Raw genomic sequence first — 22,297 nt, 5'->3', positions numbered from 1 at the left:
TGGGCCGCACCGGCTCCAGCTGGTGTGCCGCCGTCCGGGCGAAGCCCCCTCCCCGGCCCCCGCCGGGAGCGCGAGCCTCGCCGGAGAACACCGCCCGTAGCCGGGGGTACGCGGAAGGGAAACCGGAAGTTCCCGAAGAAACCGGCATGTGGAACACGTGTGATGTGTTTGTTACGCGTCGATGCAATTCTTTGCCGGTATCGCGGGCCTCCACCAGTGCCGAAGCGATCGCGAGGGCGTCGGATCCCCCGTACTCCGGTACCGGCGACCCCCCGCCTCCACCACTCACCGATAGGGAGATCCCCTGTGGACCAGCTCCTCGAAATGGCTGGCATCGTCAGCAGCATCATCTGGGGGCCCTTCGTCCTCATTCCGCTGCTGTTCGGTGTCGGCCTGTTCCTCACGATCCGACTCCGCCTGCTCCAGCTCCTCCGGCTGCCGCACGCGCTGTGGCTCGCCGTCGTCCGGCGCAAGGAGGACGACTCCGTCGAGGGCGACATCTCTCACTACCAGGCGCTGAGCACGGCACTGGCCGCCACCGTCGGCGTCGGCAACATCGCCGGTGCCGCGCTCGCCATCGGCGTCGGCGGCCCCGGTGCGCTGTTCTGGATGTGGGTCGTCGGCTTCCTCGGCATGGCCACCAAGTACAGCGAGGCCCTCCTGGGCGTGAAGTTCCGCCGCACCGACGCCAAGGGCGAGCAGAGCGGCGGCCCGATGTACTACCTCAAGTACGGGATCCGCGGCGGCCTGGGCACCACCCTGGGCGTCGCCTTCGCGGTCTTCGGCGCCATCGCCGCCTTCGGTATCGGCAACGGCACCCAGGCCAACGCCGTCGCGCAGCAGATCACCAGCGTCACTCCGCTGGACACGTGGATGGTGGGCCTGGCACTCGTGGTCCTCGCGGGCGCCGTCATCCTCGGCGGCATCAAGAGCATCGGCCGCGTCGCCTCCGGCCTCGTGCCGATCATGATCATCGGCTACGTGGGTGTCTGCCTGGTCATCCTGGCCGTCAACTGGGCCGCGATCCTCCCCGCGCTCCAGCTTGTGGTGACCGACGCCTTCACCGGCACCGCGGCCACGGGCGGCTTCGCCGGGGCGGGCATCATGCTCGCCATCCAGCAGGGCTTCGCCCGCGGCATCTTCTCCAACGAGTCGGGCCTGGGCACCGGGGCCATCGCCGCCGCCGCCGCCAAGACCAACCAGCCGGTCCGACAGGCCATGGTCTCGATGACCCAGACCTTCATCGACACCATCATCGTGGTCACCATGACCTGCCTGGTCATCATCACCACCGGCGTCTGGACCAGCGGTGACGGGGACGGCTCGCTGATGACCAGCAACGCGATCTCCACGGGCCTGGGGTCGATCAGCCCCGCGCTCGCTCCGGCCGGTGCCGTCATCGTGGCCGTCGCGGTGGCCGTGTTCGCCTTCACCACCCTGCTCGGATGGGCCTACTACGGCGAGCGCTGCATGGTGTTCCTGGGCGGCCGCCGCCTGGTCCTGCCCTACCGCCTGGTGTTCATCGCCGTCATCTACGTGGGCGCGGTCGCCAGCCTGGACTCGGTCTGGCTGTTCAGCGACATCGCCAACGGCCTGATGGCCCTGCCCAACCTCATCGGACTCCTGCTGCTGTCCCCGGTCATCGCGGCGGAGACGCGCAAGTTCTTCGCCCACCCCGACTGGAGGGACCCGGACAAGATCATGGAGGACGTGACCAAGTAGGAGCTCCGCCTCCGCGGGAGGACGGGACGAGGAGGGGGACCGGCACGGGGCCGGTCCCCCTCCTCGTCGTCTCCGGCTGATCATGGACCCGCAGGTCAACGGGTCCGGTGACGCCGCTGCTACCACCAGGCGTGGAAGTGGTGCACAGGGCCCTGTCCGCCGCCCGCGTCGATCTCGTCGGCGCGCCGGATGGCCTCGGTCAGGTAGTCCTTGGCGCCGCCCACCGCGGCGGCCACGTCCGGCCGCTGCGGCAGCAGGGCCGCGATCGAGGAGGACAGCGTGCAACCGGTGCCGTGCGTGTTGCGGGTGGCCACCCTCGGGGCGCGGAACTCGACCGGGTCGGCGTCCCGGGAGACCAGGACGTCGACGCTCTCCCCGCCGGCCAGGTGGCCGCCCTTGAGCAGGACCCGGCGCGGGCCGAGCTCCAGCAGCCGCCAGGCCTGGGCGCGCATCGACGCCAGGTCGGTAGCCTCGGGCTCCTCCAGCAGGTCGGCGGCCTCGGGCAGGTTCGGGGTGACCAGGTCCGCGCGGGGCAGGAGCTTGGTGCGCAGCGCGTCGACGGCCGAGGCCTCCAGCAGCCGGTCCCCGCTCTTGGCGACCATCACCGGGTCCACCACCACGTTCGGCAGCGCGTGATGGTCGATCGCCTCGGCCACGGCCTCGGTGACCTCCGAGGTACCCAGCATGCCCACCTTGACCGCGTGCACGGCGGCGTCGGCGAAGAGGGTGTCCATCTGGTGGGCGACGAACCGCGCCGGGACCGGGTGGACCCCGGTGACGCCGCGCGTGGACTGGGCGGTGAGCGCGGTGACCACGGTCATCCCGAAGGTCCCGTGCGCGGAGAAGGCCTTGAGGTCGGCCTGGACTCCCGCGCCCCCGCTGGGGTCGCTGCCGGCGATGGACACGATGTTGTACGCGCTCATGGCGTTCCTTCGCTAGTGCTAACTAGGGCAGGTTCGACGGGTGTGCTCTCAGCCGGGAACGCGTCCCGGCACCCCGCGCCTCCGGGACCGCGTCGGCGGCCCCGGCCGGTATGTGCTTGTCGGTGTGTTCCGGGCAGGATATCCACAGAACGCCGAAGGGGTCCGCCCGGGGATGCGGGCGGACCCCTGGAGGGGTTCACGGGGGAGGGCGCCCCGGGGGGAGGGACCTCAGGCGGAGGTGCCCTCGGCCCGGCGGGCCTTGGTCCGCTTGTAGACGCGGGCCAGGATGAACCACAGCACCAGCAGGCCGATGATCACGACCACGACGTTGCTGATCACGCCGCTCCACCGGGCCAGGACGGGCTCGATGGCCGGGCCGAAGACGTAGCCGAGGCCGATCCAGATCGTGTTCCACACCGCGGAGCCGATGACCGTGTACAGCGAGAACTTGAACAGGGGCATCCGCTCGATCCCGGCGGGCACCGAGATGAAGCTGCGGACCAGGGGCACGCACCGGCCCAGCAGGACGGCGAGGCCGCCGAAGCGGGTGAAGAAGCGCTCGGCCTTGTAGAAGTCCTCGATCTCCAGAAGCGGGGTCTTCTCGACCAGCCAGGCGGTGCGGTCGCGGCCCAGGAGCGCGCCGATGGCGTAGAAGCCCCACGCGCCGACCAGGCAGCCGATCGTCGCCCACAGGATGGCGAGCCACACGTTCATGTGCCCGGCGTAGGCGAGGAACCCGGCGCCGGGCAGGACCGCCTCACTGGGCATCGGCGGGAAGAAGGTCTCGATGAACAGCGCCACGCCGACACCGGGTTCGCCCAGGGTCGTCATCAGGCTCAGGACCCACCCGATGAATCCCTCGTACTCGTGGGCGACGTCGACGTCCGTCGTCGAGGTCGCGGTCGTCAGCAGGTTCGTCGTCATGCGGTTGTCGTCCTCGTTCTCAGACGTGGGTGGGAACCCGGCCGTGCTCGGATTCCTCCACCCGGCGGCGCTTACGGCTTTCCCAGACGATGGCCGCCGCCACGATCGCGAAACCGACAGCCATCAGGACCACCGTCACGGGGACGTCGGTGGGGGGCAGGAACGTGCGGTCCTCGTCCTGCCACGGCCACAGGGCGCGCAGCGAACCGGCCATGAGGCCGGTGAGGACCACCAGGGTCATGTGGTGGAAGTTCTCCAACAGGTACTGGAGCAGCTTCACGAACAGCGACAGGCCCGTGAGCATGCCGAGGGCGAACACCGAGAGGTAGGCGACGTCCATGTCCCCGACCGCGCTGATCGTGGGCTCGTACAGGCCCAGCGTGAGCAGGATGAAGGATCCGGACAGCCCGGGAAGGACCAGGGCGCAGACGGCCACCGCCGCGGCGAGGAAGACGACCACCGGGTGGGTGGGCAGGTTGGCGCCGGGCAGGCCGGTGAGGAAGAACGCGCCCGCGGCGAAGACCAGGGCGACGAGGTAGTGCCAGGCCCGCCACTTCTGGCCCGCACCGGTGTAGGGGATCCACAGGCAGGCCAGGACCAGGCCGAAGAACAGCGCGTACGCGTACTGGGTGTGGGTCTCGACCAGCGGCGCGAGGACCACGGCCGCCATGCCGAGGAAGGCCACCATGCCGACGAGCGCGGGGATCAGCACGCTCCAGTCCACCTGGCGGAACTGCTCCTGGGCACGTTCCCTTCCGCGCCCGCGCGGGACGTCGGTGACGTAGCGCCTGAGGCCGCTGACCATGTGGCCGGCGCCGCCGATGAGCTTGTCGTAGAGGCCGACGATGAGGGCGACCGTGCCGCCGCTGATACCGGGAAGGGCCTCCGAGGCGCCCACGGCGCCGCCGCGCACCGCGTTGAAGATGTAGCTGCCTACTGAGTTGGGCATCTGGGTTCTTGGACGCGCTCCGGGCGGAACCCGGGGAAGCGCGCCGTCCTCCGTCCTAGTGGTGTCACCGCACGCGCACCATGTGCACGGGTGGGAGGTGGGTCAAAGGTGGTCCACGCGTTCCACGGCCCCGAACGGTGCGCGGTGGAACCGGTCGCGGCCCCGGCCGGAAGTGTGCGATCCGGTCGGAGCGGGGGAGAGGAAACCGTGGGGCCTGGAACCAGGCGACGCCAGTCTAGCGGTGGCGGAGCGGGTGGAGAGCGGTCGGAAACATGCGCAACCCCTGTTTCGGCTGGGTAAGTCCGTATTGACCCTGTGCCCGAAATGAAGGGTCCTGTATCGCCCCGGTGCGGAGTTCCGCAGCGGGGGACCGCGGAACCGGGGAGTCCGGCTGCGAGGCTTGCCCCGGACACGGCCCCGCCCCGCTCCGGAAGCTGCGCCGGGGCCGACGCTCAGGGGAGGCTCGGGACGGCCGGAGCGGACGCCCCGGTCCCGGTGACCGACGCCGCCCACCGGTAGTCCTGCTTGCCGACCGCCGTACGCCGCACCCGGTCCACGAAGTGCACGGTGCGCGGAACCTTGAACCCCGCCAGCCGCACACGGCAGTACGCGCGCAGCTCGGACTCCTCCAGGCGGGCGTCCGCGGCCAGTGAGACCAGCGCTGTCACCCGCTGTCCGAGGTACTCGTCGGGCGAGGGCACCACGATGGCGTCCTCCACCGAGGGGTGCGCCTTGAGCGCGGCCTCCACCTCCTCGGGGTAGACCTTCTCCCCGGCGGTGTTGATCACCGCGCTCCCGCGTCCCAGCAGCGCGATCGAGCCGTCCGCGTCCCACGTCCCGAAGTCGCCCGACAGCGCCCAGCGGCGCCCCTCTGCGTCGGTGGGGAAGGTGCGTGCGGTCGCCAGGGGGTCGTTGTAGTAGCCCAGCGGGATCCGTCCGGTGCGCGCGATCCGCCCCACCTCACGCGACCCCGGCGGCAGCGGGCGCAGGGACGCGTCCAGCACCGCGATGCTGCCGCCCATGGTGAAGCTGCGGCTGCCGGAGGGGCCGACCCGGGCCGGGGCCTCGGGCGGACCGGCCGGTTCGGCGCCGGTCGCCGAGCCGCACACGCCCGTCTCCGATCCCCCGTAGGCGTCGGAGAGGGACACGTCCTCGCGCCAGGCGTGCCACAGCGCGCGCACCGCCGGGGTGAGCGGGGTGCCGCCGGAGCGGATCGAGGCCAGGTCCGGACACAGCCCCGGTTCGGTGAGCAGGTGGCGGGCCAGCGGGCGGGCCATGGCGTCGCCCACCAGCTGGAGCACGTGCACGCCCTCCCGGTGCGCCGTCTCCAGCACCCGGTCCGGACGGAAGCTGCGGTCGGTGGACAGCACCACGCGCTTGCCGCACAGCAGCATGCTCAGCGCGTTCCACTGCCCGGCCGCGTGCATGAGCGGGCCGAGGACCAGCATGCGCTGCTCGAAGCAGCGGATGGCGCGCTCGGCCACCTCCTCCGGGGTCCGGGCGCTGGGCGTGCCCGGAGCGCGGCGCTCCAGGGCCGCGCGGAAGATGTCCGCCTGCCGCCACAGCACGCCCTTGGGGTAGCCCGTCGTGCCCCCGGTGTAGAGCAGGTAGTGGTCCTCGCCGCTGGTCGGGGGCAGGACCGCGTCGTCGGGCGCCGAGGCCAGCGCCTCCTCGTAGTCGCGGCCCTGCGCCCCGCGCGCGGAGCCGTCCGCGACGAGCAGGACGTGGCGCAGCCGGGGCAGGTCGGAGCGGACCGTGGCCACCGCTCCGGCCAGCGAGTCCTCCGCGATCAGCGCGACCGCGTGCGAGTCGGACAGGACGTGGCGCAGTTCGCCCGCGACGTAGCGGTAGTTGACGTTGACCGGGACCGCTCCCGCGCGCAGGATCCCCAGGAAGGACTCCACCCACTCGGCGCGGTTGAACGCCAGGACGGCGACGTGCTCTCCGGGGCGCACGCCCGCGCCGACCAGGTGGCGGGCCAGCCGCTGCGAGCGCTCGCGCAGGGCGCGGTAGGTGAGCCGCCGGGGACCGGCGACCAGGGCGGTCCGGTCGGGCACGGCGTCGGCGACCGCCGCGAACAGGCGGGAGAGGGAGAAGGGGGCGTCCGGGGACGCGAAGGTGGGCACGCCTGACCTCCCGGGCACGGTCGACGGGGCCGTCCACGGCACGGGGCTCGCGGCGGCTGGGTGGCTGTTGGTGCGACCGTACCCCTCGGGGGAGGGGCCGACCGCCGTCGGGGCTGTGGAGCGCGTCACCAGGGTCGTTATCGCAGGTCACCACGGATGTGACGGTCCCGCTCAGAGGGTGTGCGCGGCGTTTCGCGGGCGGGTTTTCGGGCATCGCCTCCGCGTTGTGACATCTCCCACCCCTTGTGGGCTCACCGGATCATCTGCTCAACTCTTGGAGACCTCCCGCCGAAGGGGCGCGATCCGGCCCGACGGTGGGTATCAACTGTCTGACATCGGTCAATGGTGATCGGAGCGGCTAGATGGGCAACACCCAGAACCTGGGACAGCGTGACTCCGCCGGGAGCCCCGGTGGAGAGGCACTCTCCGGCGCGGACCACATCGCGCTCGCACGGGCGCGGTCGGCGCACAACTACTCACCCCTTCCCGTCGTGATCGCCGAGGGCCGTGGCGCCTGGGTGACCGATGTCGAGGGCAGGAGGTACCTGGACTGTCTGGCCGGGTACTCGGCCATGAACTTCGGCCACCACAACCCCGACCTGCTCGCGGCGGCGCACCGGCAGATCGACCGGGTGACCCTCACGAGCCGGGCCTTCTACAACGACCAGTTCGGCCCGTGGGTCAGCGCCCTCGCCGACATGGTCGGCAAGGAGAAGGTCCTGCCGATGAACACCGGCGCCGAGGCGGTGGAGACCGGCATCAAGGTGGCCCGCAAGTGGGCCTACGAGGTCAAGGGCGTGCCCGAGAACGAGGCGACCATCGTCGTGGCGGGCGCCAACTTCCACGGCCGCACCACCACCATCGTCTCCTTCTCGTCGGACCCGGAGGCCAGGACGGGTTTCGGGCCCTACACACCGGGTTTCCGGTCGGTGCCCTACGGTGACGCCGAGGCCATCGAGGCCGCCATCGACTCCACGACCGCGGCGGTCCTCATCGAGCCCGTGCAGGGCGAGGCGGGGGTGGTCGTGCCGCCGCCGGACTTCCTGCCCCGGGTCAGGGAAGTCTGCGACCGCGAGCGGGTGCTGTTCATCGCCGACGAGGTGCAGTCGGGCCTGGGCCGCACCGGGACGATCCGGGCCTGTGAGCACAGCGGAGTGGTCCCCGACGCCTACCTGTTCGGCAAGGCGCTGGGCGGCGGCATCCTGCCGGTGTCGGCGATGGTCGCCGACGAGGACGTGCTCGGCGTCATCCAGCCGGGTCAGCACGGCAGCACGTTCGGCGGCAACCCGCTGGCCGGTGCGGTCGGGAGCACGGTCGTGCGGATGCTGACCGAGGGCCCCTACCTGGAGAACGCGCGGCGCCTGGGCGAGGTGCTCAAACGCCGCCTCAAGGAGTTCGTGGGCGACGGGGTGGTGTCCGCGCGCAGCATCGGGCTGTGGGCGGGCATCGACGTCGACCCGTCGCTGGCCTCGGGCCGGGAGCTGTGCGAGCGCCTCGCCGACCACGGCGTCCTGGTCAAGGACACCCACGGCTCCACGGTGCGGATGTCGCCGCCGCTCGTGATCAGCGAGGAGGACCTCAACTGGGGTCTGGACCGCTTCGCCGAGGTGATCCGGGAGCTCCAGGCGGGCCGGTAGGGACAGCACGGGGCCGTGCGGACCCGCGGTGCGGCCCCGTGCTCTACCGGGTCAGGGGGCGTCGGCCTCGTTGTCGGGCGCCTCGGTGGCGAACTCCGGGTCGAGCGGTCCGCCCAGTTCCGACCGCAGCTGCTCGGGGTCGACCTTGTCCAGGGTCTCCCGGGCCACGTAGACCTCCCGCTCGGGGCCCTCCACGATCTGTAGGCGCACCCGCTCGGCGATGGACAGCTGCCCCTGAGCGGTGGGGTGGAAGCTCGCCCGGTCAACGCGCAGGCCCTCGCCCAGCTGCCCGAGCACGATCCCGTTCAGCCAGGCCGCGTCGGCGCTCACCTCGTGCCCGCTCAGGGCGGAGAAGGTGTTCACGTACTCCACGCTGCCGGTCTCGCGCCCGCCGTAGACGTCGCCGTCAGCCCGGTAGGCCGTGTCGCGGATGAGCTCGTTGAACCGCTGGGCCAGACCGTTCAGCCACAGCTGGTCGCTCCTGGTCAGCGTGTAGTACATGCCCGGAGGGTCCTCCGGGAACAGTCGCGGGTAGCCCAGCACCAGGATGCGGGCGTCGGGCGCGCGGTCGCGGACCTCCCCGAGGACCTCGGTCAGTGTCTCCTCGAAGGTCCTCATCCGCCTGTCGACCTCCTCCTCCTGTTCGACGCAGACGCTGCTCTCCAGGAGCGGCATCCGCACCATGCAGGTGCGCAGGACGGGGATGAAGCCCAGGTCGTTGCCGCCGATGCCCAGGGTCACCAGGGACGTGTTCTCGGTGACCCGCTCGATCTGCGACTCGGAGGTGCCGATCTGCTCGATCATCTCCGAACCCTTGTGGCTGCTGCACGCGTAGAAGGCCAGCGAACCGGCGAAGTCGAACTCCTCGGCGATCACCCGGGGGTAGGCGTTCTCCGAACGCCAGCAGCCGCCCGCCTCGGCGGTGTCGGGGGCGTAGTCGCCCGCGCCGTCACCGGAGGAGTAGGAGTCGCCCAGGGCCACGTAGTTGCCCCACAGCGCGGCCTCCTCGGGCTCCATCCGGATCCGCCAGTCGGTCTGCTCCTCCTCGGTGATCGGGGGGAGCTCCTCCGCCGGGCACACGCCGTCGGTGGCCTCGCACCACAGGGCCACCAGGCCCTCACGGGTGGCGGGCAGCGCCAGGACGGCCACCATGACCAGGATCAGCGTGACCGAGACGGCGGCGGCGACCCGGGACCGCCGACGCCGTCGGCGCGGGTGCCCGTCACCGTCTCCGCCGGGGCCGCCGCTGCCGTCGCCGTCGTCCGTTCCGTCACCGGAACCTCCGTGGCCGTCCGCGCCATCCGACTCCGTACCGGCTCCGCCGTCGTCGGAACCGCCGGTGCTGTCCGCGTCCCTGCCGGAGGGGTCCTCGCGGGCGGGTTGTGCGGAACCGCGCGCACCGTCCCCGTCGGAGGAGCTCCCGGGGGGCGCGGCTGCCGGGCCCTGCCCGGTGTGCGGGCCCTCCTCCGGCTTCCGTGGGGCGGATTCCGGTACGCGGCCGACGGCGGAGGGGTCCTCGGGGACCGGCTCCGGCGCCTCGGGGCCCTCACCACGCGCTGACACGGCTGCTATCGCCTCCCCAGGTCCCGGCGGGCTGTCGTCACCTCCGCAAGACTATCCGGGACGGTTCGCCGCGATGACGTCCACGACCCGGTGGGCGCCGGCCCCGCTCAGCGTCGCCCGGACGGCTGCCGTCGCCGCGCGTTCGGGCCGGAGAGAGGGTGCGTCCCCGGCGGGGACCGACCCAGCGGCGGCCAATCCCGCTGGGGCGGTCCGGTCCTTCGTGCCAGGGAGGCGTCTACGACTCTGCCGTCCGGCGCACCCGCGCGTCATTCGCCGAAGCCCACAAAGATCCGTCCGGTTTCCTGGTGGGACCGGACGGGGGCGCGTACGGGAGCGGGGTGAACAAGGGAGCCCCATGACCCCCACGCCCCCCGCGGCGGCCGGACACCGGACGTCCGCGAGCCGGTCCGCCCGGATCCGCGCCGCGGACGCCGCCCACCCGCGGCGCACCTGCACCACCGTCCCCGGGGTCAGGCGGGAGGGGGAACCGGCGAGGACAGGGTGAACGCCCGCGCGCCCGGCCCGTGCCCGCGCAGCCACGCCGCGCGCTCCCCGGCCTCCTCCGGCGTCACCGGGGTCCCCGCCGCGGACCACCACAGCGTGCGCTCCACCTCCGGAAAGGCGCCGCTGGCCGCACGGAAGGCCAGCACGTCCCGGTGCGCCGCATCCACGAAGGACCGCAGGTCGCCGGGGGAGCGCCACAGCGAGACGAGGCGGATGCGGTCCCCCTCGTCGAGGAAGTGGACCTCCTCCAGGTGGCCGGGATCCCGCCGGGCCCGTTCGCGCAGGGCGGTGGCGAACGCGCCGAGGTGGCGGCGGTCGCCCCGCAGGACGCGCGCCTCCACCAGCACCGGCCAGCCACCGCGGGGTGTGGGACCATCTTCCCGGGCGCGGTTCGGACGGTGGCGGGGCGTGCGGCGGACGGTGTCGTGTCGGCGCTGGACGAGGAACTGCATGACCGCTCCCGAAAAATGGACTGCTTTCGTAGGGTCCACTCTGGCTCTGGTGGTATCCCCTCTGGCAATGCCAGTATGGAATCCGGGGGCCACTCCCCACAGATCCAATGGAGGGGAAAATGGACTCTTCTCGGAGCTCCGCCGAACTCGCCGACCTCCTCGGCGCATGGCCCCGGGGCGGCGGCCCCCTCTACCGGCGCCTCGCCGACACCCTGCGCGGGCTCGTCGGCCAGGGCAGCCTCGCCCCCGGTGAGCGCCTGCCCTCCGAGCGCGCACTCGCCGCCAGCCTCCGGGTGAGCCGTACCACCGTGGTCTCCGCCTACGACGCCCTGCGCGCGGACGGCATCCTCGACAGCAGGCAGGGCAGCGGAACCCGTGTCAGCAGCCGGGTCGCGCCCGTGCGCTCGGACGGCTGGACCGCCAACGGCACGGGCAACCCCATGTACCGCAACCTCTTCCAGCGGGAGGACGGCCTCATCTCGGCCGCCTGCCTGGCCACCCCCGCGCTCCCCGGCGTGGAGGAGGCCATCCGCCGGGTCGTGGCCGAGGACCTGCCCGCGCTCATGGCCGAGGGCAGCTACCACCCCAGCGGCCTGCCCGCGCTGCGCCAGGCCGTCGCAGACCACTACACCGCCCGGGACCTGCCCACCACCGCCGACCAGATCGTCGTCACCACCGGCGCCCACCAGGCCGTCAACCTGGTCGCCCAGCTCTACCTGCGCAACGGCTCGCCCGTCGTGGTGGAGGACCCCAGCTTCGCGGGCTGCCTGGACCTGATGAGCGACCGGGGCGCACGCTTCCTGCCCGTGCCCCTGGACGAGCAGGGCCTGGACGCCAACGGCGTGCGCCGCGCCGTGGCCGAGCACGCGCCCCACCTCGTCTACACGATGCCCTCGTACCACAACCCGACCGGCACGATGATGTCCGCGGCGCGCCGCCGCGAGCTGGGCGAGCTCTCCGCCCGTCACGGCGTGCCGGTGCTGGAGGACCACGCCTACACCGGCCTGCGCGCCCCCGACGAGCCCCCGCCGCTGGCCGCGTTCGCCCCGCGCGGGGCCGAGGTCATCACCGTGGAGTCGCTGTCCAAGATCGGCTGGGCAGGGCTCCGGCTCGGCTGGCTGCGCGCGCCCGCCGAGATGGCCCTGCGCCTGAGCCGCCGCAAGGTCCTGGCCGACCTGGCCAGCCCCCTGCTCGACCAGGCGGTGACCGTGCGCCTCCTGGAGCGCTACGACGAACTGTCCCGGCAGCGCTCCGCGCTGATGCGCGAGGCCCTCGACCACATGGAGGAGCTGCTGCGCGGGGCCCTGCCCTCGTGGGAGTGGCGGCGCCCCGACGGCGGGGCGGCGCTGTGGGTGCACCTGCCCGGGGTGGAGGCCCGCGCCTACGTGCAGGTCGCGCTCTGCCACGACGTGGAGCTGGTCCCGGGCTCGGTCATGTCGGCGTCCGGCGGGGAGCGCCACGCAGAGTGGTTCCGGCTGCCCTTCGCCTACGACGCCGCCACCCGCGAGGAGCTGGTCTGGCGGCTGGCGCGGGCCTGGCGCGAGCTCGACCGGCACGGGCCGGTGGAGGCCGATCCGGTCCGCCTCGTGGTCTGACCCCCGGGACCGGTCGCGTGAGGCCCGGACACGGGAACCCCCGTACACGCGGGCCCCTGCACTCGGATCCCGTGCACGCGTGAGCCCCGTGCACGCGCGAGGGCGGCATCACCGGTCGGTGGTGCCGCCCTCCGCCGTGTCCGGCGACGAGCCGGACGGGGGGACCGGGCCTAGCCGATCTTGACCCCGCGGGCGTTGCTGAAGCGCTCCTGGACGTCGGCCCAGTTGACCACGTTCCAGAACGCCTTGGCGTACTCGGCCTTCACGTTCTTGTACTGGAGGTAGAAGGCGTGCTCCCACATGTCCAGCATCAGCAGCGGAACGGAGCTGAGGGCGGTGTTGCCCTGCTGGTCGTAGAGCTGCTCGATGACCAGTCGCTGACCCAGCGCGTCCCAGGCCAGGATCGCCCAGCCCGAGCCCTGGATGGTGGTGGCCACGGCGGTGAAGTGCGAGCGGAAGGCGTCGAAGGAGCCGAACTGGTCGTCGATGGCCGCGCCCAGCTCGCCCTCGGGCTTGTCACCGCCCTCGGGGGACAGGTTCTTCCAGAAGATGGAGTGGTTGACGTGGCCGCCCAGGTTGAAGGCCAGGTTCTTCTCCAGCATCGGGATGGTGCCGAAGTCGCCGGTCTCCCGGGCCTCCGCCATCTTCTCCAGAGCCGTGTTGGCACCGGCGACGTAGGTCGCGTGGTGCTTGTCGTGGTGGAGCTCCATGATCTGACCGGAGATCCACGGCTCCAGGGCCGCGTAGTCGTAGGGCAGTTCGGGAAGCGAGTACGGCGCAGACATCTCTGACGCACCTTTCCAATGACGCGGTTCGTCGTGTTCACCAGCGATGGGATCGCCTAGGCAGCAAGCTATCAGTCGTGCGGCGGCTCACCCGATGTCAGGCTCTTTACACTCCGACACGGGAATAAACCGAGGCCGCGGGCCCCGCTCCGGAGCGGGGTGCCCCGTGCCCGCGGCCGCCGCGACCGGTCGGGGGAGCGGTCCTCGGCGGGCGTCCCCCACGGTCGGTCCCACCGCCTCCTCCCGCACTGCCCAGCACGGTCGCTCCCAATCCTGGCTTTCACGGCGAAATCCTCGCGAGTGCGGACGAGGAGGCGGGTATCCCGCGGAAAACGTCGGCCGGTGTCCGTTGCCGCCGTGCGGAATTCGCAGGTGGGAGAGGAGGAATGCGCCGCCCCTGCGGAGTGAGTGCGCCGCGTTTCCCACCGCCGCGCCCGAGACCGCCACACGGCCGCACACGCCCGCCACGGAGGAGGTGCCGCAGGAGGCCAGCGGGTGGTGGGGCGGACTCCTCGACGCTCCGGGAAAACCCCGGATGCGCGAAAATGAGAAGCACGTGATGCCCGGGTGAACGGAAGGCGAATTGCATGTAATCCAGGTTTCGATTCCCCTTCGGGGGCGTCCGTTATTTCCTCGAAGGGCTAAGGTCGAAAGCGTCTGAGCGGATTGCCGCCGCCCCCGAAGCACCGGGCGAAGCGGCAGTTCAGTGCCGGGAAACCAGCTCTTCCCCTCTCGTCCCCCCGCGGCCCGCGCCCGGCGGAACCGTGTCGAAACTCCCGTGGAGGTATCCGCCCATGCGGTCGCTTCGCAGCCGTCTCCGTCCACTCCTGGTCACCGGCGCGGTGGTCGGCGCCGTCGTGCTCTGCGTACCAGCCGCCCTGGGGATCGCGGGCCTGATCGGCTGGGCGGACGCGCTCACCCTCACCTTCCTCGGCCTGCTCGCCGGCGCCGTGGGCGTGCTCGGGTTGGGCACGCTGCTCCTGTACCGCAGGGTGGGCGCCCTCTCCAGGAGCGTGGCCACCTCGATGGACACCCACAGCCGCCGCGTCACCGAGGCGCTGGGCCGCGAACGCCTGGAGACCGCCCGCGCCCTGGACGGCGTCCGCGAGCGCGTCGCCCACCTCCAGGACCACGCGCTGCCCAAGGTGAGCCGCGACCTCAAGAGCGCGGTCTCCGCGCAGGGCCGCGACGACTACGAGCAGCAGGTCGCCTGGACCGAGCTGCGCGAGTACCTCGACACCGCCGCGTTCATGCCGCCCCTGCGCGGCTGGGCCGCCTCCCCCGACGTGCTCCGGATCCTGGTCCGCCAGATCGACCGGCTGCGCCCCGGACTGGTCGTGGAGTGCGGCAGCGGCGCCTCCAGCGTCTGGATCGGCTACGCCCTGCGCCGCGCGGGCACCGGCAGGCTCGTCGCCGTCGAGCACGACGCCCGCTACGCCGAGCTCAGCCGCGAACTGGTGGCAGCGCACGGGCTCGACGACATCGTCGAGGTCCGGCACGCCCCGCTGGTCGAGACCGCGAACACGACGGTCACCGTCAAGGGCGAGGAAGTGCCCACCGCGGACCGCTGGTACGAGGCCTCGGTCTTCGCCGACCTGGAGGGCATCGGCCTTCTGTTCGTCGACGGCCCGCCCAAGGCCACCGGCCTCCAGGCCCGCTACCCGGCCCTGCCCGTCCTGCTGCCGCGCTGCACCGAGGACGCCGTCATCGTCCTGGACGACGCCGCGCGCGTGGACGAGCGCGCCATCGGTGACCGCTGGCTCACCGAGTACCCCGAACTCCAGCGGACGGAGGAGGCCGCGGAGAAGGGCGCTCACATCTTCAGCCGCAAGGGGCTCTGACCCCCCCACCACACCTTTCCACACGCACCACCCGACGGGCCCGAGTCCGACCCGACACACCCGAGGTCACCCGATGATCACCACCGCCTTGCGGCACGCACTGCGCGCCCGTGGCAGCGAGGCCGCCCTGCTGTGCCACGCGGGAGCCGACACCCGCTCCGTCCTGGCCGGGCTGCCGTTACGCCCCGCCGACCTCCTCCTGGACCTGGACGCCCATCCCCTGGGGCAGGCCGTGGAGGTCCCCGGCGCCGAGATCCGCAACGGTGAGCCGGAGGTCGGACTCGTCGCGGTCCTGGCCGCCACGCCCACCGACCTGAACCGCGCCCTCACCGTCTCCACGCACCTGCCCCGGGCCGTGCACGTCCTTGTCGCGCTGGCCGCCACCCCCGGCCACCAGGAGCCCCCGCTCCCGGCGTCCCCGGGCATGGGCCAGTGGCGCGACCTCCAGGAGGTGCGGGTGCGCCGCGTGGACAAGAGCGGCTGGCTGTGCGAGCTGTTCTTCCCCAACGGGGTGGACACCGCTCAGGCCGTGGACGCCGTCGTGCACGGCGCCCGCGGCCGCCGCAGGGCTCCCGCGATCGCCCCGATGGCGGTCCTCAACGGGCCCGAGGCCGCCCTGTGGCGGTCCGGCGACACCGGCGCCCGAGGCGTGGTCGCGGAGGGGCCCGTCCCGCTGCGCAGGGTGACCCCGTTCGGCGACATGGCGCTGCGCGTGTCCGGGACCGCCGAGCGGCCCGAGTGGACCGACCCGGTCGTCCCCGTCCTGGACCGCTCCACCACCGGAGCCGACTCCTGGGCCCGGATCGCCGGACCGGACGGACCCGCCCGGGTACGCGAGGCGGTACCCGAAGCCGTGCACGCGATCGCCCCCCTGGACGAGCTCACCGTCAACCCCATCGGCTTCGACAAGTCCGAGAAGGGGCCCCTGGGCGACCTGACCGTCCACGGCGACCGCGCGGTGGTCCGCGCGGGCAACAAGGTCCTGGTCACCGTCGCCGCCGACGGCACCGTCACCGACGTCGACCTGGCACGCCTGCGCCACCTGCGCGCCGTCCGGGTGGACTGGTCCGGGCACGCCGGGCCCAGCGCCGCGGTGCGCGCCGTCGCCTCCCTCGCCGCGGGAGGAGTGCCTCTGCTCAGCGGTCCGGTGCCCTCCTGGGCGGCCGGACTCGGCTCCTCCCTCACCGGTCTGCTCACCGCGGCCGCCGAGGCCGACCTCTCCGACCGGCTCAGCCGCGAGGAGCACAGCATCCGCCTGCGCCGCGCCGCCCTGCGCGACCACGGCCAGCGTTCCCGCTGGCGGGCCCTGGGGGCCGAGGCCGGGATCCCGCTGCCCCGCGAGCCCCGGGTGTCGGTCATCCTGTGTACGCGCCGCCCCGAGATGGTCGGGTTCGCGCTCGCCCAGATCGCCCGGCAGCGCGGGGTGGACCTGGAGGTGGTGCTCACCCTGCACGGCTTCGCGGCCTCCCTGCCCGAGGTGGCGTCGGCCATCGCCGAGTTCACCGCCGGGGGGCTGCACCTGGTCGTCCACGAGGCCGACGCGGGCCAGATCTTCGGCTCGGTGCTCAACGACTCCGTCGACCGGGCCTCGGGCGACCTGATCGCCAAGTGGGACGACGACGACTGGTACGGCCCCGACCACCTGGCCGACATGGTGCTGGCCCGCACCTACTCCGGCGCGGAGCTCGTCGGCACCGGTCAGGACTTCGTCTACCTCCAGGAGGTGGACCTGACCGTGTGGCGCAGCCGCGAATCGGAGACCACCACCCGGTTCATCGCCGGGGGCACCATCCTCACCGACCGCGTGGTGATGGAGGAGAGCGGCGGCTTCCGGCCGCTGCCCCGCGCCATCGACACCCAGCTGCTCCTCGCGGTCAACCGGGGCGGCGGCCGCATCTACCGCGCCCAGGGCCTGGGCTACGTGCTGCGCCGCACCGGTGGCGGCCACACCTGGTCCGAGGACATGGGCTACTTCCTGCACAACTACACCAGACAGTGGCTCGGCTGGCGCCCCAGCGCCCTCCTGGAGGGCGAGCCCTCGCCCCTGGGCCAGCCCGCCACCGAGTACACGGGGGAGATCCGTTGACCACGCTTGACACGACTCCGGAACCGGTCCCCGGCGACCACGCGACCGCGCCGGTCCTGCCCCGGGCACGGATCGACTACAGCGACCAGCCCCGCGCGCGGCGCAACGACCACGCGGTGCTCCAGCCGCCCGCGGTCGGGGAGTGGACCCCGACCCTGTCGGTGTCGGTGGTCATCCCGGCCCACGGGCACCCGGACAAGCTCGCGCTCGTCCTCGCCTCGCTGTCCGCGCAGAGCTACCCCGCGCACCTGATGGAGGTGATCGTGGTCGACGACGGCTCTCCCGAGCCGCTCACCCTGCCGCCGGTGCGCCCGGAGAACACCCGGCTGATCACCTCGGCCCCCGGCGGCTGGGGCTCGGCGCACGCCGTCAACAGCGGGGTGGCCGTCTCCTCCGGCCAGGTGGTCCTGCGCCTGGACGCGGACATGCTGGTCTACCGCGACCACGTCGAGTCGCAGATGCGCTGGCACCACCTGGTCGACTACGGGGTCGCGCTGGGCCACAAGCTGTTCGTGGACTTCGACCCCGCCGCGATGACACCCGAGTACGTGGCCGCCGAGGTGCGCGAGGGGCGCGCCGCCGAGCTGTTCGACCGCGAGACCGCCGACCCGCACTGGGTGGAGCGCCAGATCAACCAGAACGACCGGCTGCGCAACGCCGGGCGCCTGGCCTACAAGGTGTTCATCGGCGCCACCGGCTCCCTGCACCGCACCCTGTTCGACGCCGCGGGCGGCCTGGACGGGGAGCTGGTCCTGGGCGGCGACACCGAGTTCGCCTACCGGGTCTCCCAGCAGGGCGCCCTGTTCGTGCCCGACCTGGACACCAGCAGCTGGCACCTGGGGCGCTCCCAGATGCAGACCCGCCGCGACGCGGGGACCCGCTACCGCTCCCCGTTCGTGTCCAACCGGGTACCCGACTTCCACCTGCGCCGCAAGCGCCCCGAACGGGTGTGGGAGGTGCCGATGGTCGACGTGGTGATGGACGTGGACGGCGCCACCCTGGAGGACGTGGACACCACCGCCTCCGCGCTGCTGTCCGGCACCACTCCCGACATCCGGCTGTGGCTGGTCGGCCCCTGGGACGAGCTGGACGAGGGGCGGCGCTCCCCGCTGGACGAGGAGCGGCTCGACCTGCGGCTGGTGCGGGAGACCTTCCGGGGGGACGCCCGGGTGCGCCTGGTCGGGGCCGCGCCCGCGCACGACGCGCGTGTGCCCTTCCAGCTGCGGGTGCCCGCCGGGGCGGCGCTGCGCGCCAGCGCGGTCACCGACCTGGTCGACGCGGCCAACAAGAGCAAGGCGGGACTGCTGTGCTCGCCCGTGCCCGGTGCCACGCGGGGCGACGGCGTTCTGCGCATGGAACGGGTCTCCGCCTATGCCAGGGCCCGCCACCTGTGGCCCGAGGCGACCCCCGAGGAGCTGGACCGCGGGGTGGAGGAGGTCTGCGGCACCCACTGGATGCCGGGAACGGACCTCGTCATCGCGGACGCGGGCGAGGAGGCCGCGACCGAGGACGTCGAGGCGCTCAAGCGCAAGCTCGAACGCGCGCTCGTCGACGCGGACAGGATGCGGGCGCGTGCCAAGCGGGCCGAGCGCAAGCTGCGCTGGTTCACCCCGGGGCTCACCCGCAGGGCGCTGCGCAAGCTGGCGCGCTGAACACGCGGCCCCGGCCGGCGGGAAGACCGCCCGGCCGGGACCGCGCTCGCGCCCCCGGGCCGCGCCGGGGAGGCGCGCTCCGGGAACGGGGCCTCAGGGCACCCAGAGGCCGAGCGACTCGGCCACCAGGGCGGGCCGCTCCTGGCCCTCGATCTCCACGGTGTGGGTCGTGGTGACCAGGTAGCCCTTGGGGGTCTCCCGGACCGAGCTGAGCTCGACGCCGTCGCGGATGCGCGAACCGGAGACGACCGGCTGGAGGAAGCGCACCTTGTTGAGCCCGTAGTTGATGGACATGCTCGGCTTGCTCGTCAGCGAGATCACCGACTGGGAGAAGTGGGCCAGCATCGACAGGGTGAGGAACCCGTGCGCTATGGTGCCCCCGAAGGGGCCCGCGGCCGCCCTCTCCGGGTCGGTGTGGATCCACTGGTGGTCCTGCGTCGCGTCGGCGAACAGGGAGATCCGGTCCTGGTCGATGGTCACCCAGTCGGTGTGGCCCAGGTGCTCGCCCTGGGATGCGAGCACCTCTTGGATGTCGGCGAATACGCGCACCGCGCCTCCACAATCGTCGGGTCCGGAAACGGGGGCCGGACGGTGCCGCAACTCTACCTAACGCTGTTCGGTTAGGGGAGGAGGGAACCCGGCCGGGCGCGGCGGGGTTGGGCTGCGGTGGCTGCGGTGGCTGGAGCCACGCGGGTCAGCGCCGCCGCCGGGCGCCGTTGACGCGACCGCGCTCCACGCGGGCCTCGCGCGGGCCGTCGGCGTCCACGACCAGGGCCCGGGCGGTGCGCTCGGCCACCGCGGCGCGGTCCACCGTGTGCCCCAGACCGCTCTCGGTCAGCGGGACCGGCACCACCCCGTCGTGCGCCCGCACGGGCGGGAGCACCAGATCGCGGCCGCGGTTCCCGGCTCCGGGCATCTCCACCGGAAGCGAGGCCCCCGACAGCGAGGCCAGCGCGACCGTCGCGGCGCGGCCGACCCCCGTCACCGCCGACGAACCGCACCACACCCGCCAGCCCGCGTCCACGGCGCGGTCCACCGCGCGGCGGGCCGCCGTGAGGCCGCCCAGACGGGCCGGGTCCACGTTCAGCGCGCCGCCAGCCTCGGCCCGGACCGCCTCGGTGAGGTCGTCCACCGACTCCAGCGACCGGCCCAGCGCCACCGGTGTGCGCAGTTCGGCGGCCAGCCGGGCGTGCGCCGCGAGGTCGCCCGGGGCGAAGGGGTCCTCGACCGCCAGCAGGCCGAGCCCGTCCAGGACGCGCAGCGCGTCCAGGTCGGCGGGGGACTCGGTGTAGCGGCAGCCCGCGTCCGCCTGGAGGACCAGGAACGGGAAACTCGACTGCACCGCGCGCACCACGTCGGCGTCCCAGCCCGGGGCTATCTCCAGCCGGATCCGCCGGAAACCCGAACCCACCTGGCGGTTCACCTCCGTGACCACCGACTCCACGGCCACCTGGCGGGGCAGTGTCACCCCCGCGGTGAGCGCGGTGCGCTCCCCGCCCAGGGCGTGCGAGAGCGGGGTGTCGCGCTGGCGGCTCCACAGGTCCCAGCAGGCGGTGTCCAGGGCACCGGCCACGGCCGGGTCCCAGGGCAGGTCGGCCCAGGCCTCGCCCGCCTCGGTCGGACGCCGCCAGGAGTGGCTGAGCAGGGCGGGGGCGAAGGCGCGGGTCAGGGCGTCCCACTGGGCTCCACTGGCCTCGGACAGCTCTCCCCAGCCGCTCACGCCGTCACCGTCGGCCACCCGGACCAGGACGGGGCCGTCGGCGCCGGAGCCGCGGCCGCCGGCCGGGGGCCGCAGCCGGATCAGCTCTAGTTCGACGATCCGGGTCGCGGTCGCCGAGCCGGTGTGTGCCACGCTGTCCCACCTCGGTACTCGTCCTCCCGCGTCCGGCCGCAGAGCCGGACGCGCGGGCTTTCCCCTCGACCGTACCCCCGGCCGACCTGCGCGACCACCCCGAACGGCGGTGCCCGCGCCACCCGTTCGACCGGGCGGCGCGGGCACCGGGCGGGCTCCGTCCCCGCCCGGTGCCCGGGGCCCGACCGGCGCCGCGGCCCGCTGGTGCGGTGTGACCGGAAGGGAGCACCGGCCCGCCCCGTTCGCCGTGATCTCGTGCCCATGGCCGGCGTCGGCGCTCGAACCTCGCCATCAGTACAAGATCATCGCAGGTCAGGTACCACGCATCACACCGGAGGCACTTCCGGTCAGGACGCTAACCCCGGACCAGCACCTCGTCCAGCGGGCGGTGCTTGACCCCGTGCGCCTCGGCGACCGGGGCGGAGACCACGTCGCCGTCGAAGGTGTTCAGGCCCCCGGCCAGCGCCTCGTCCTCGTTCATGGCGCTCCGCCAGCCCTTCTCCGCCAGCGCCACCGTGTACCGCAGGGTGTCCTTGGTCAGGGCGTGCGTGGAGGTGTTGGGCACCGCGCCCGGCATGTTCGCCACGCAGTAGAACACCGTGTCGTGCACGTGGAAGGTGGGGTCGGCGTGTGTGGTGGGGCGCGAGTCCTCGAAGCACCCGCCCTGGTCGATCGCGATGTCCACCAGCACCGCGCCCGGACGCATCCGCGACACCAGCTCGTTGGACACCAGCTTGGGCGCCTTGGCCCCCGGCACCAGCACCGCCCCGATCACCATGTCCGACTCCAGCACCGACAGCTCCAGCTCGAAGGCGTTGGACACCACCGTCTTGACCCGGCCCTGGTAGAGGGAGTCCAGGTGCCGCAGCTTGTTCACGTTCAGGTCCAGCACGGTCACCTCGGCGCCCATGCCCACCGCGATCTGCGTCGCGTTCAGGCCGGAGACGCCCGCGCCGATCACGGTCACGCGCGCCGGGCGCACGCCCGGCACCCCGCCCATCAGCACACCGCGCCCGCCGTTGGGCCGCTGGAGGGTCACCGCCCCCATCTGCGGGGCCAGGCGGCCGGCGACCTCCGACATCGGGGCCAGCAGCGGCAGCGAACCGTCCGGCAGCTGCACGGTCTCGTAGGCGATACCGGTCACCCGCCGCTCCAGCAGCGCGTCGGTGCACTCGCGCGAGGCGGCCAGGTGCAGGTAGGTGAAGAGGGTCTGCCCCTCCCGCATGCGGTGGTACTCGGCCGGGACCGGCTCCTTGACCTTCAGGACCAGTTCACCCGCGGCCCACACCTCGTCGGGGGAGTCCAGGATGCGCGCGCCCGCCGCCTCGTACTCGGTGTTGGAGATGGAGGAGCCGAGGCCCGCGTCGCGCTCGACGACCACCTCGTGGCCGCGGCGGACCAGCTCGTGGACCCCGGCGGGGGTGATGGCCACCCGGTACTCGTGGTTCTTGATCTCGCGGGGCACGCCGATGCGCACGGTTCCTCCTACGGGTATCGCCGTTGATACCCCCACTGTGAACTGCGGGGGTGCCCTGGCGCCATCGCCAACATGCATCGCTGTCGACGATCTTGTTGACAGGGTGTAAGCCCGATATGTGGTCTGGGACACGGGTACCTGCCCGTGGCGCGCGGACTCAATCCCCCGGGAGCCCACCGCCCCGAGGGCCGCCGTCCCGGGCACGGTCA

The 22,297-nt window shown here is 72.8% G+C and carries 16 protein-coding genes and 1 riboswitch; of the genes, 6 read left to right on the top strand and 10 right to left on the bottom strand.

Annotated features, from left to right (window positions below; genetic code table 11):
- The first annotated feature begins 306 nt into the window (after nucleotides 1-306).
- Nucleotides 307-1,722 (top strand): alanine/glycine:cation symporter family protein, encoded by a 1,416-nt coding sequence (locus HGB44_RS19410; protein WP_061079512.1) that lies wholly within the window; start codon nucleotides 307-309, stop codon nucleotides 1,720-1,722.
- A 119-nt stretch (nucleotides 1,723-1,841) separates the two neighbouring features.
- Here the strand turns inward: HGB44_RS19410 and thiD are convergent, their stop codons facing one another.
- The 4 genes from thiD to HGB44_RS19390 form a co-directional block, all read right to left on the bottom strand.
- A complete protein-coding gene (gene thiD, locus HGB44_RS19405) occupies nucleotides 1,842-2,645 on the bottom strand; it encodes a bifunctional hydroxymethylpyrimidine kinase/phosphomethylpyrimidine kinase (protein ID WP_061079513.1) in 804 nt (267 codons plus the stop codon).
- Nucleotides 2,633-2,731, bottom strand: a riboswitch (TPP riboswitch). Its footprint overlaps the gene before it by 13 nt.
- A 142-nt stretch (nucleotides 2,732-2,873) precedes the next feature.
- Complete coding sequence (locus HGB44_RS19400; RefSeq protein WP_061079514.1) at nucleotides 2,874-3,569, bottom strand: DedA family protein; 696 nt, start codon at nucleotides 3,567-3,569, stop codon at nucleotides 2,874-2,876.
- Nucleotides 3,570-3,588: 19 nt separating this feature from the next.
- Nucleotides 3,589-4,518, bottom strand: a complete 930-nt coding sequence (locus HGB44_RS19395) for a DUF368 domain-containing protein (RefSeq protein ID WP_061079515.1) — start codon at nucleotides 4,516-4,518, stop codon at nucleotides 3,589-3,591.
- 452 nt (nucleotides 4,519-4,970) lie between these two features.
- Complete coding sequence (locus HGB44_RS19390; RefSeq protein ID WP_061079516.1) at nucleotides 4,971-6,644, bottom strand: acyl-CoA synthetase; 1,674 nt, start codon at nucleotides 6,642-6,644, stop codon at nucleotides 4,971-4,973.
- Nucleotides 6,645-7,006: 362 nt separating this feature from the next.
- Between HGB44_RS19390 and rocD the strand changes: the two genes are divergently transcribed.
- Entirely contained in the window at nucleotides 7,007-8,281 is a 1,275-nt protein-coding gene (rocD, locus tag HGB44_RS19385; protein WP_061079517.1) for an ornithine--oxo-acid transaminase, read from the top strand.
- Between the two features lie 51 nt (nucleotides 8,282-8,332).
- Here the strand turns inward: rocD and HGB44_RS19380 are convergent, their stop codons facing one another.
- Together HGB44_RS19380 and HGB44_RS19375 are read right to left on the bottom strand one after the other, a co-directional pair.
- Nucleotides 8,333-9,844 (bottom strand): SGNH/GDSL hydrolase family protein, encoded by a 1,512-nt coding sequence (locus tag HGB44_RS19380; RefSeq protein WP_061079518.1) that lies wholly within the window; start codon nucleotides 9,842-9,844, stop codon nucleotides 8,333-8,335.
- Between the two features lie 470 nt (nucleotides 9,845-10,314).
- Nucleotides 10,315-10,800 carry a DUF3291 domain-containing protein gene (locus tag HGB44_RS19375; RefSeq protein WP_061079519.1) on the bottom strand — a complete coding sequence of 162 codons (486 nt, stop codon included), beginning with the start codon at nucleotides 10,798-10,800 and terminating at the stop codon, nucleotides 10,315-10,317.
- 119 nt (nucleotides 10,801-10,919) lie between these two features.
- On the opposite strand from HGB44_RS19375, the gene HGB44_RS19370 reads away from it, so the two are divergent.
- A complete protein-coding gene (locus tag HGB44_RS19370; RefSeq protein ID WP_082768257.1) occupies nucleotides 10,920-12,395 on the top strand; it encodes an aminotransferase-like domain-containing protein in 1,476 nt (491 codons plus the stop codon).
- A gap of 170 nt (nucleotides 12,396-12,565) precedes the next feature.
- On the opposite strand, the gene HGB44_RS19365 is transcribed toward HGB44_RS19370, so the two are convergent.
- Nucleotides 12,566-13,180 (bottom strand): superoxide dismutase, encoded by a 615-nt coding sequence (locus HGB44_RS19365; RefSeq protein ID WP_017565449.1) that lies wholly within the window; start codon nucleotides 13,178-13,180, stop codon nucleotides 12,566-12,568.
- Between the two features lie 794 nt (nucleotides 13,181-13,974).
- Here HGB44_RS19365 and HGB44_RS19360 point away from each other — a divergent pair.
- The 3 genes from HGB44_RS19360 to HGB44_RS19350 all read left to right on the top strand — a co-directional run bounded on the left by HGB44_RS19360 (nucleotide 13,975) and on the right by HGB44_RS19350 (nucleotide 18,759).
- A complete protein-coding gene (locus HGB44_RS19360) occupies nucleotides 13,975-15,021 on the top strand; it encodes a class I SAM-dependent methyltransferase (protein ID WP_061079521.1) in 1,047 nt (348 codons plus the stop codon).
- Between the two features lie 73 nt (nucleotides 15,022-15,094).
- On the top strand, nucleotides 15,095-17,107 hold the full coding sequence (locus HGB44_RS19355) for a glycosyltransferase (RefSeq protein WP_061079522.1): 2,013 nt from the start codon (nucleotides 15,095-15,097) through the stop codon (nucleotides 17,105-17,107).
- Complete coding sequence (locus HGB44_RS19350) at nucleotides 17,104-18,759, top strand: glycosyltransferase (RefSeq protein WP_061079523.1); 1,656 nt, start codon at nucleotides 17,104-17,106, stop codon at nucleotides 18,757-18,759. The genes HGB44_RS19355 and HGB44_RS19350 overlap by 4 nt, the downstream gene beginning before the upstream one ends.
- 93 nt (nucleotides 18,760-18,852) lie before the next feature.
- Here the strand turns inward: HGB44_RS19350 and HGB44_RS19345 are convergent, their stop codons facing one another.
- The 3 genes from HGB44_RS19345 to ald all read right to left on the bottom strand — a co-directional run bounded on the left by HGB44_RS19345 (nucleotide 18,853) and on the right by ald (nucleotide 22,088).
- Nucleotides 18,853-19,308 (bottom strand): MaoC family dehydratase, encoded by a 456-nt coding sequence (locus tag HGB44_RS19345; protein ID WP_061079524.1) that lies wholly within the window; start codon nucleotides 19,306-19,308, stop codon nucleotides 18,853-18,855.
- A 145-nt stretch (nucleotides 19,309-19,453) separates the two neighbouring features.
- Complete coding sequence (locus tag HGB44_RS19340) at nucleotides 19,454-20,611, bottom strand: enolase C-terminal domain-like protein (RefSeq protein WP_061079525.1); 1,158 nt, start codon at nucleotides 20,609-20,611, stop codon at nucleotides 19,454-19,456.
- A gap of 355 nt (nucleotides 20,612-20,966) precedes the next feature.
- Nucleotides 20,967-22,088: an alanine dehydrogenase gene (gene ald, locus HGB44_RS19335; RefSeq protein ID WP_061079526.1), complete on the bottom strand. Its 1,122-nt coding sequence runs from the start codon at nucleotides 22,086-22,088 to the stop codon at nucleotides 20,967-20,969.
- Nucleotides 22,089-22,297: the final 209 nt, after the last annotated feature.

Source organism: Nocardiopsis alborubida, assembly GCF_012396365.1.
GTDB classification, from domain to species: Bacteria; Actinomycetota; Actinomycetes; order Streptosporangiales; family Streptosporangiaceae; genus Nocardiopsis; species Nocardiopsis alborubida.
This window is presented reverse-complemented; position numbering and strand designations above follow the sequence as displayed.

Excerpts from the sequence above, each read along its gene's own strand:
- rocD (WP_061079517.1), top strand. The coding sequence starts at position 7,007 with ATGGGCAACACCCAGAACCTGGGACAGCGTGACTCCGCCGGGAGCCCC.
- thiD (WP_061079513.1), bottom strand. The coding sequence starts at position 2,645 with ATGAGCGCGTACAACATCGTGTCCATCGCCGGCAGCGACCCCAGCGGG.
- HGB44_RS19365 (WP_017565449.1), bottom strand. The coding sequence starts at position 13,180 with ATGTCTGCGCCGTACTCGCTTCCCGAACTGCCCTACGACTACGCGGCC.
- HGB44_RS19395 (WP_061079515.1), bottom strand. The coding sequence starts at position 4,518 with ATGCCCAACTCAGTAGGCAGCTACATCTTCAACGCGGTGCGCGGCGGC.
- HGB44_RS19400 (WP_061079514.1), bottom strand. The coding sequence starts at position 3,569 with ATGACGACGAACCTGCTGACGACCGCGACCTCGACGACGGACGTCGAC.
- HGB44_RS19375 (WP_061079519.1), bottom strand. The coding sequence starts at position 10,800 with ATGCAGTTCCTCGTCCAGCGCCGACACGACACCGTCCGCCGCACGCCC.
- HGB44_RS19360 (WP_061079521.1), top strand. The coding sequence starts at position 13,975 with ATGCGGTCGCTTCGCAGCCGTCTCCGTCCACTCCTGGTCACCGGCGCG.
- HGB44_RS19370 (WP_082768257.1), top strand. The coding sequence starts at position 10,920 with ATGGACTCTTCTCGGAGCTCCGCCGAACTCGCCGACCTCCTCGGCGCA.
- HGB44_RS19355 (WP_061079522.1), top strand. The coding sequence starts at position 15,095 with ATGATCACCACCGCCTTGCGGCACGCACTGCGCGCCCGTGGCAGCGAG.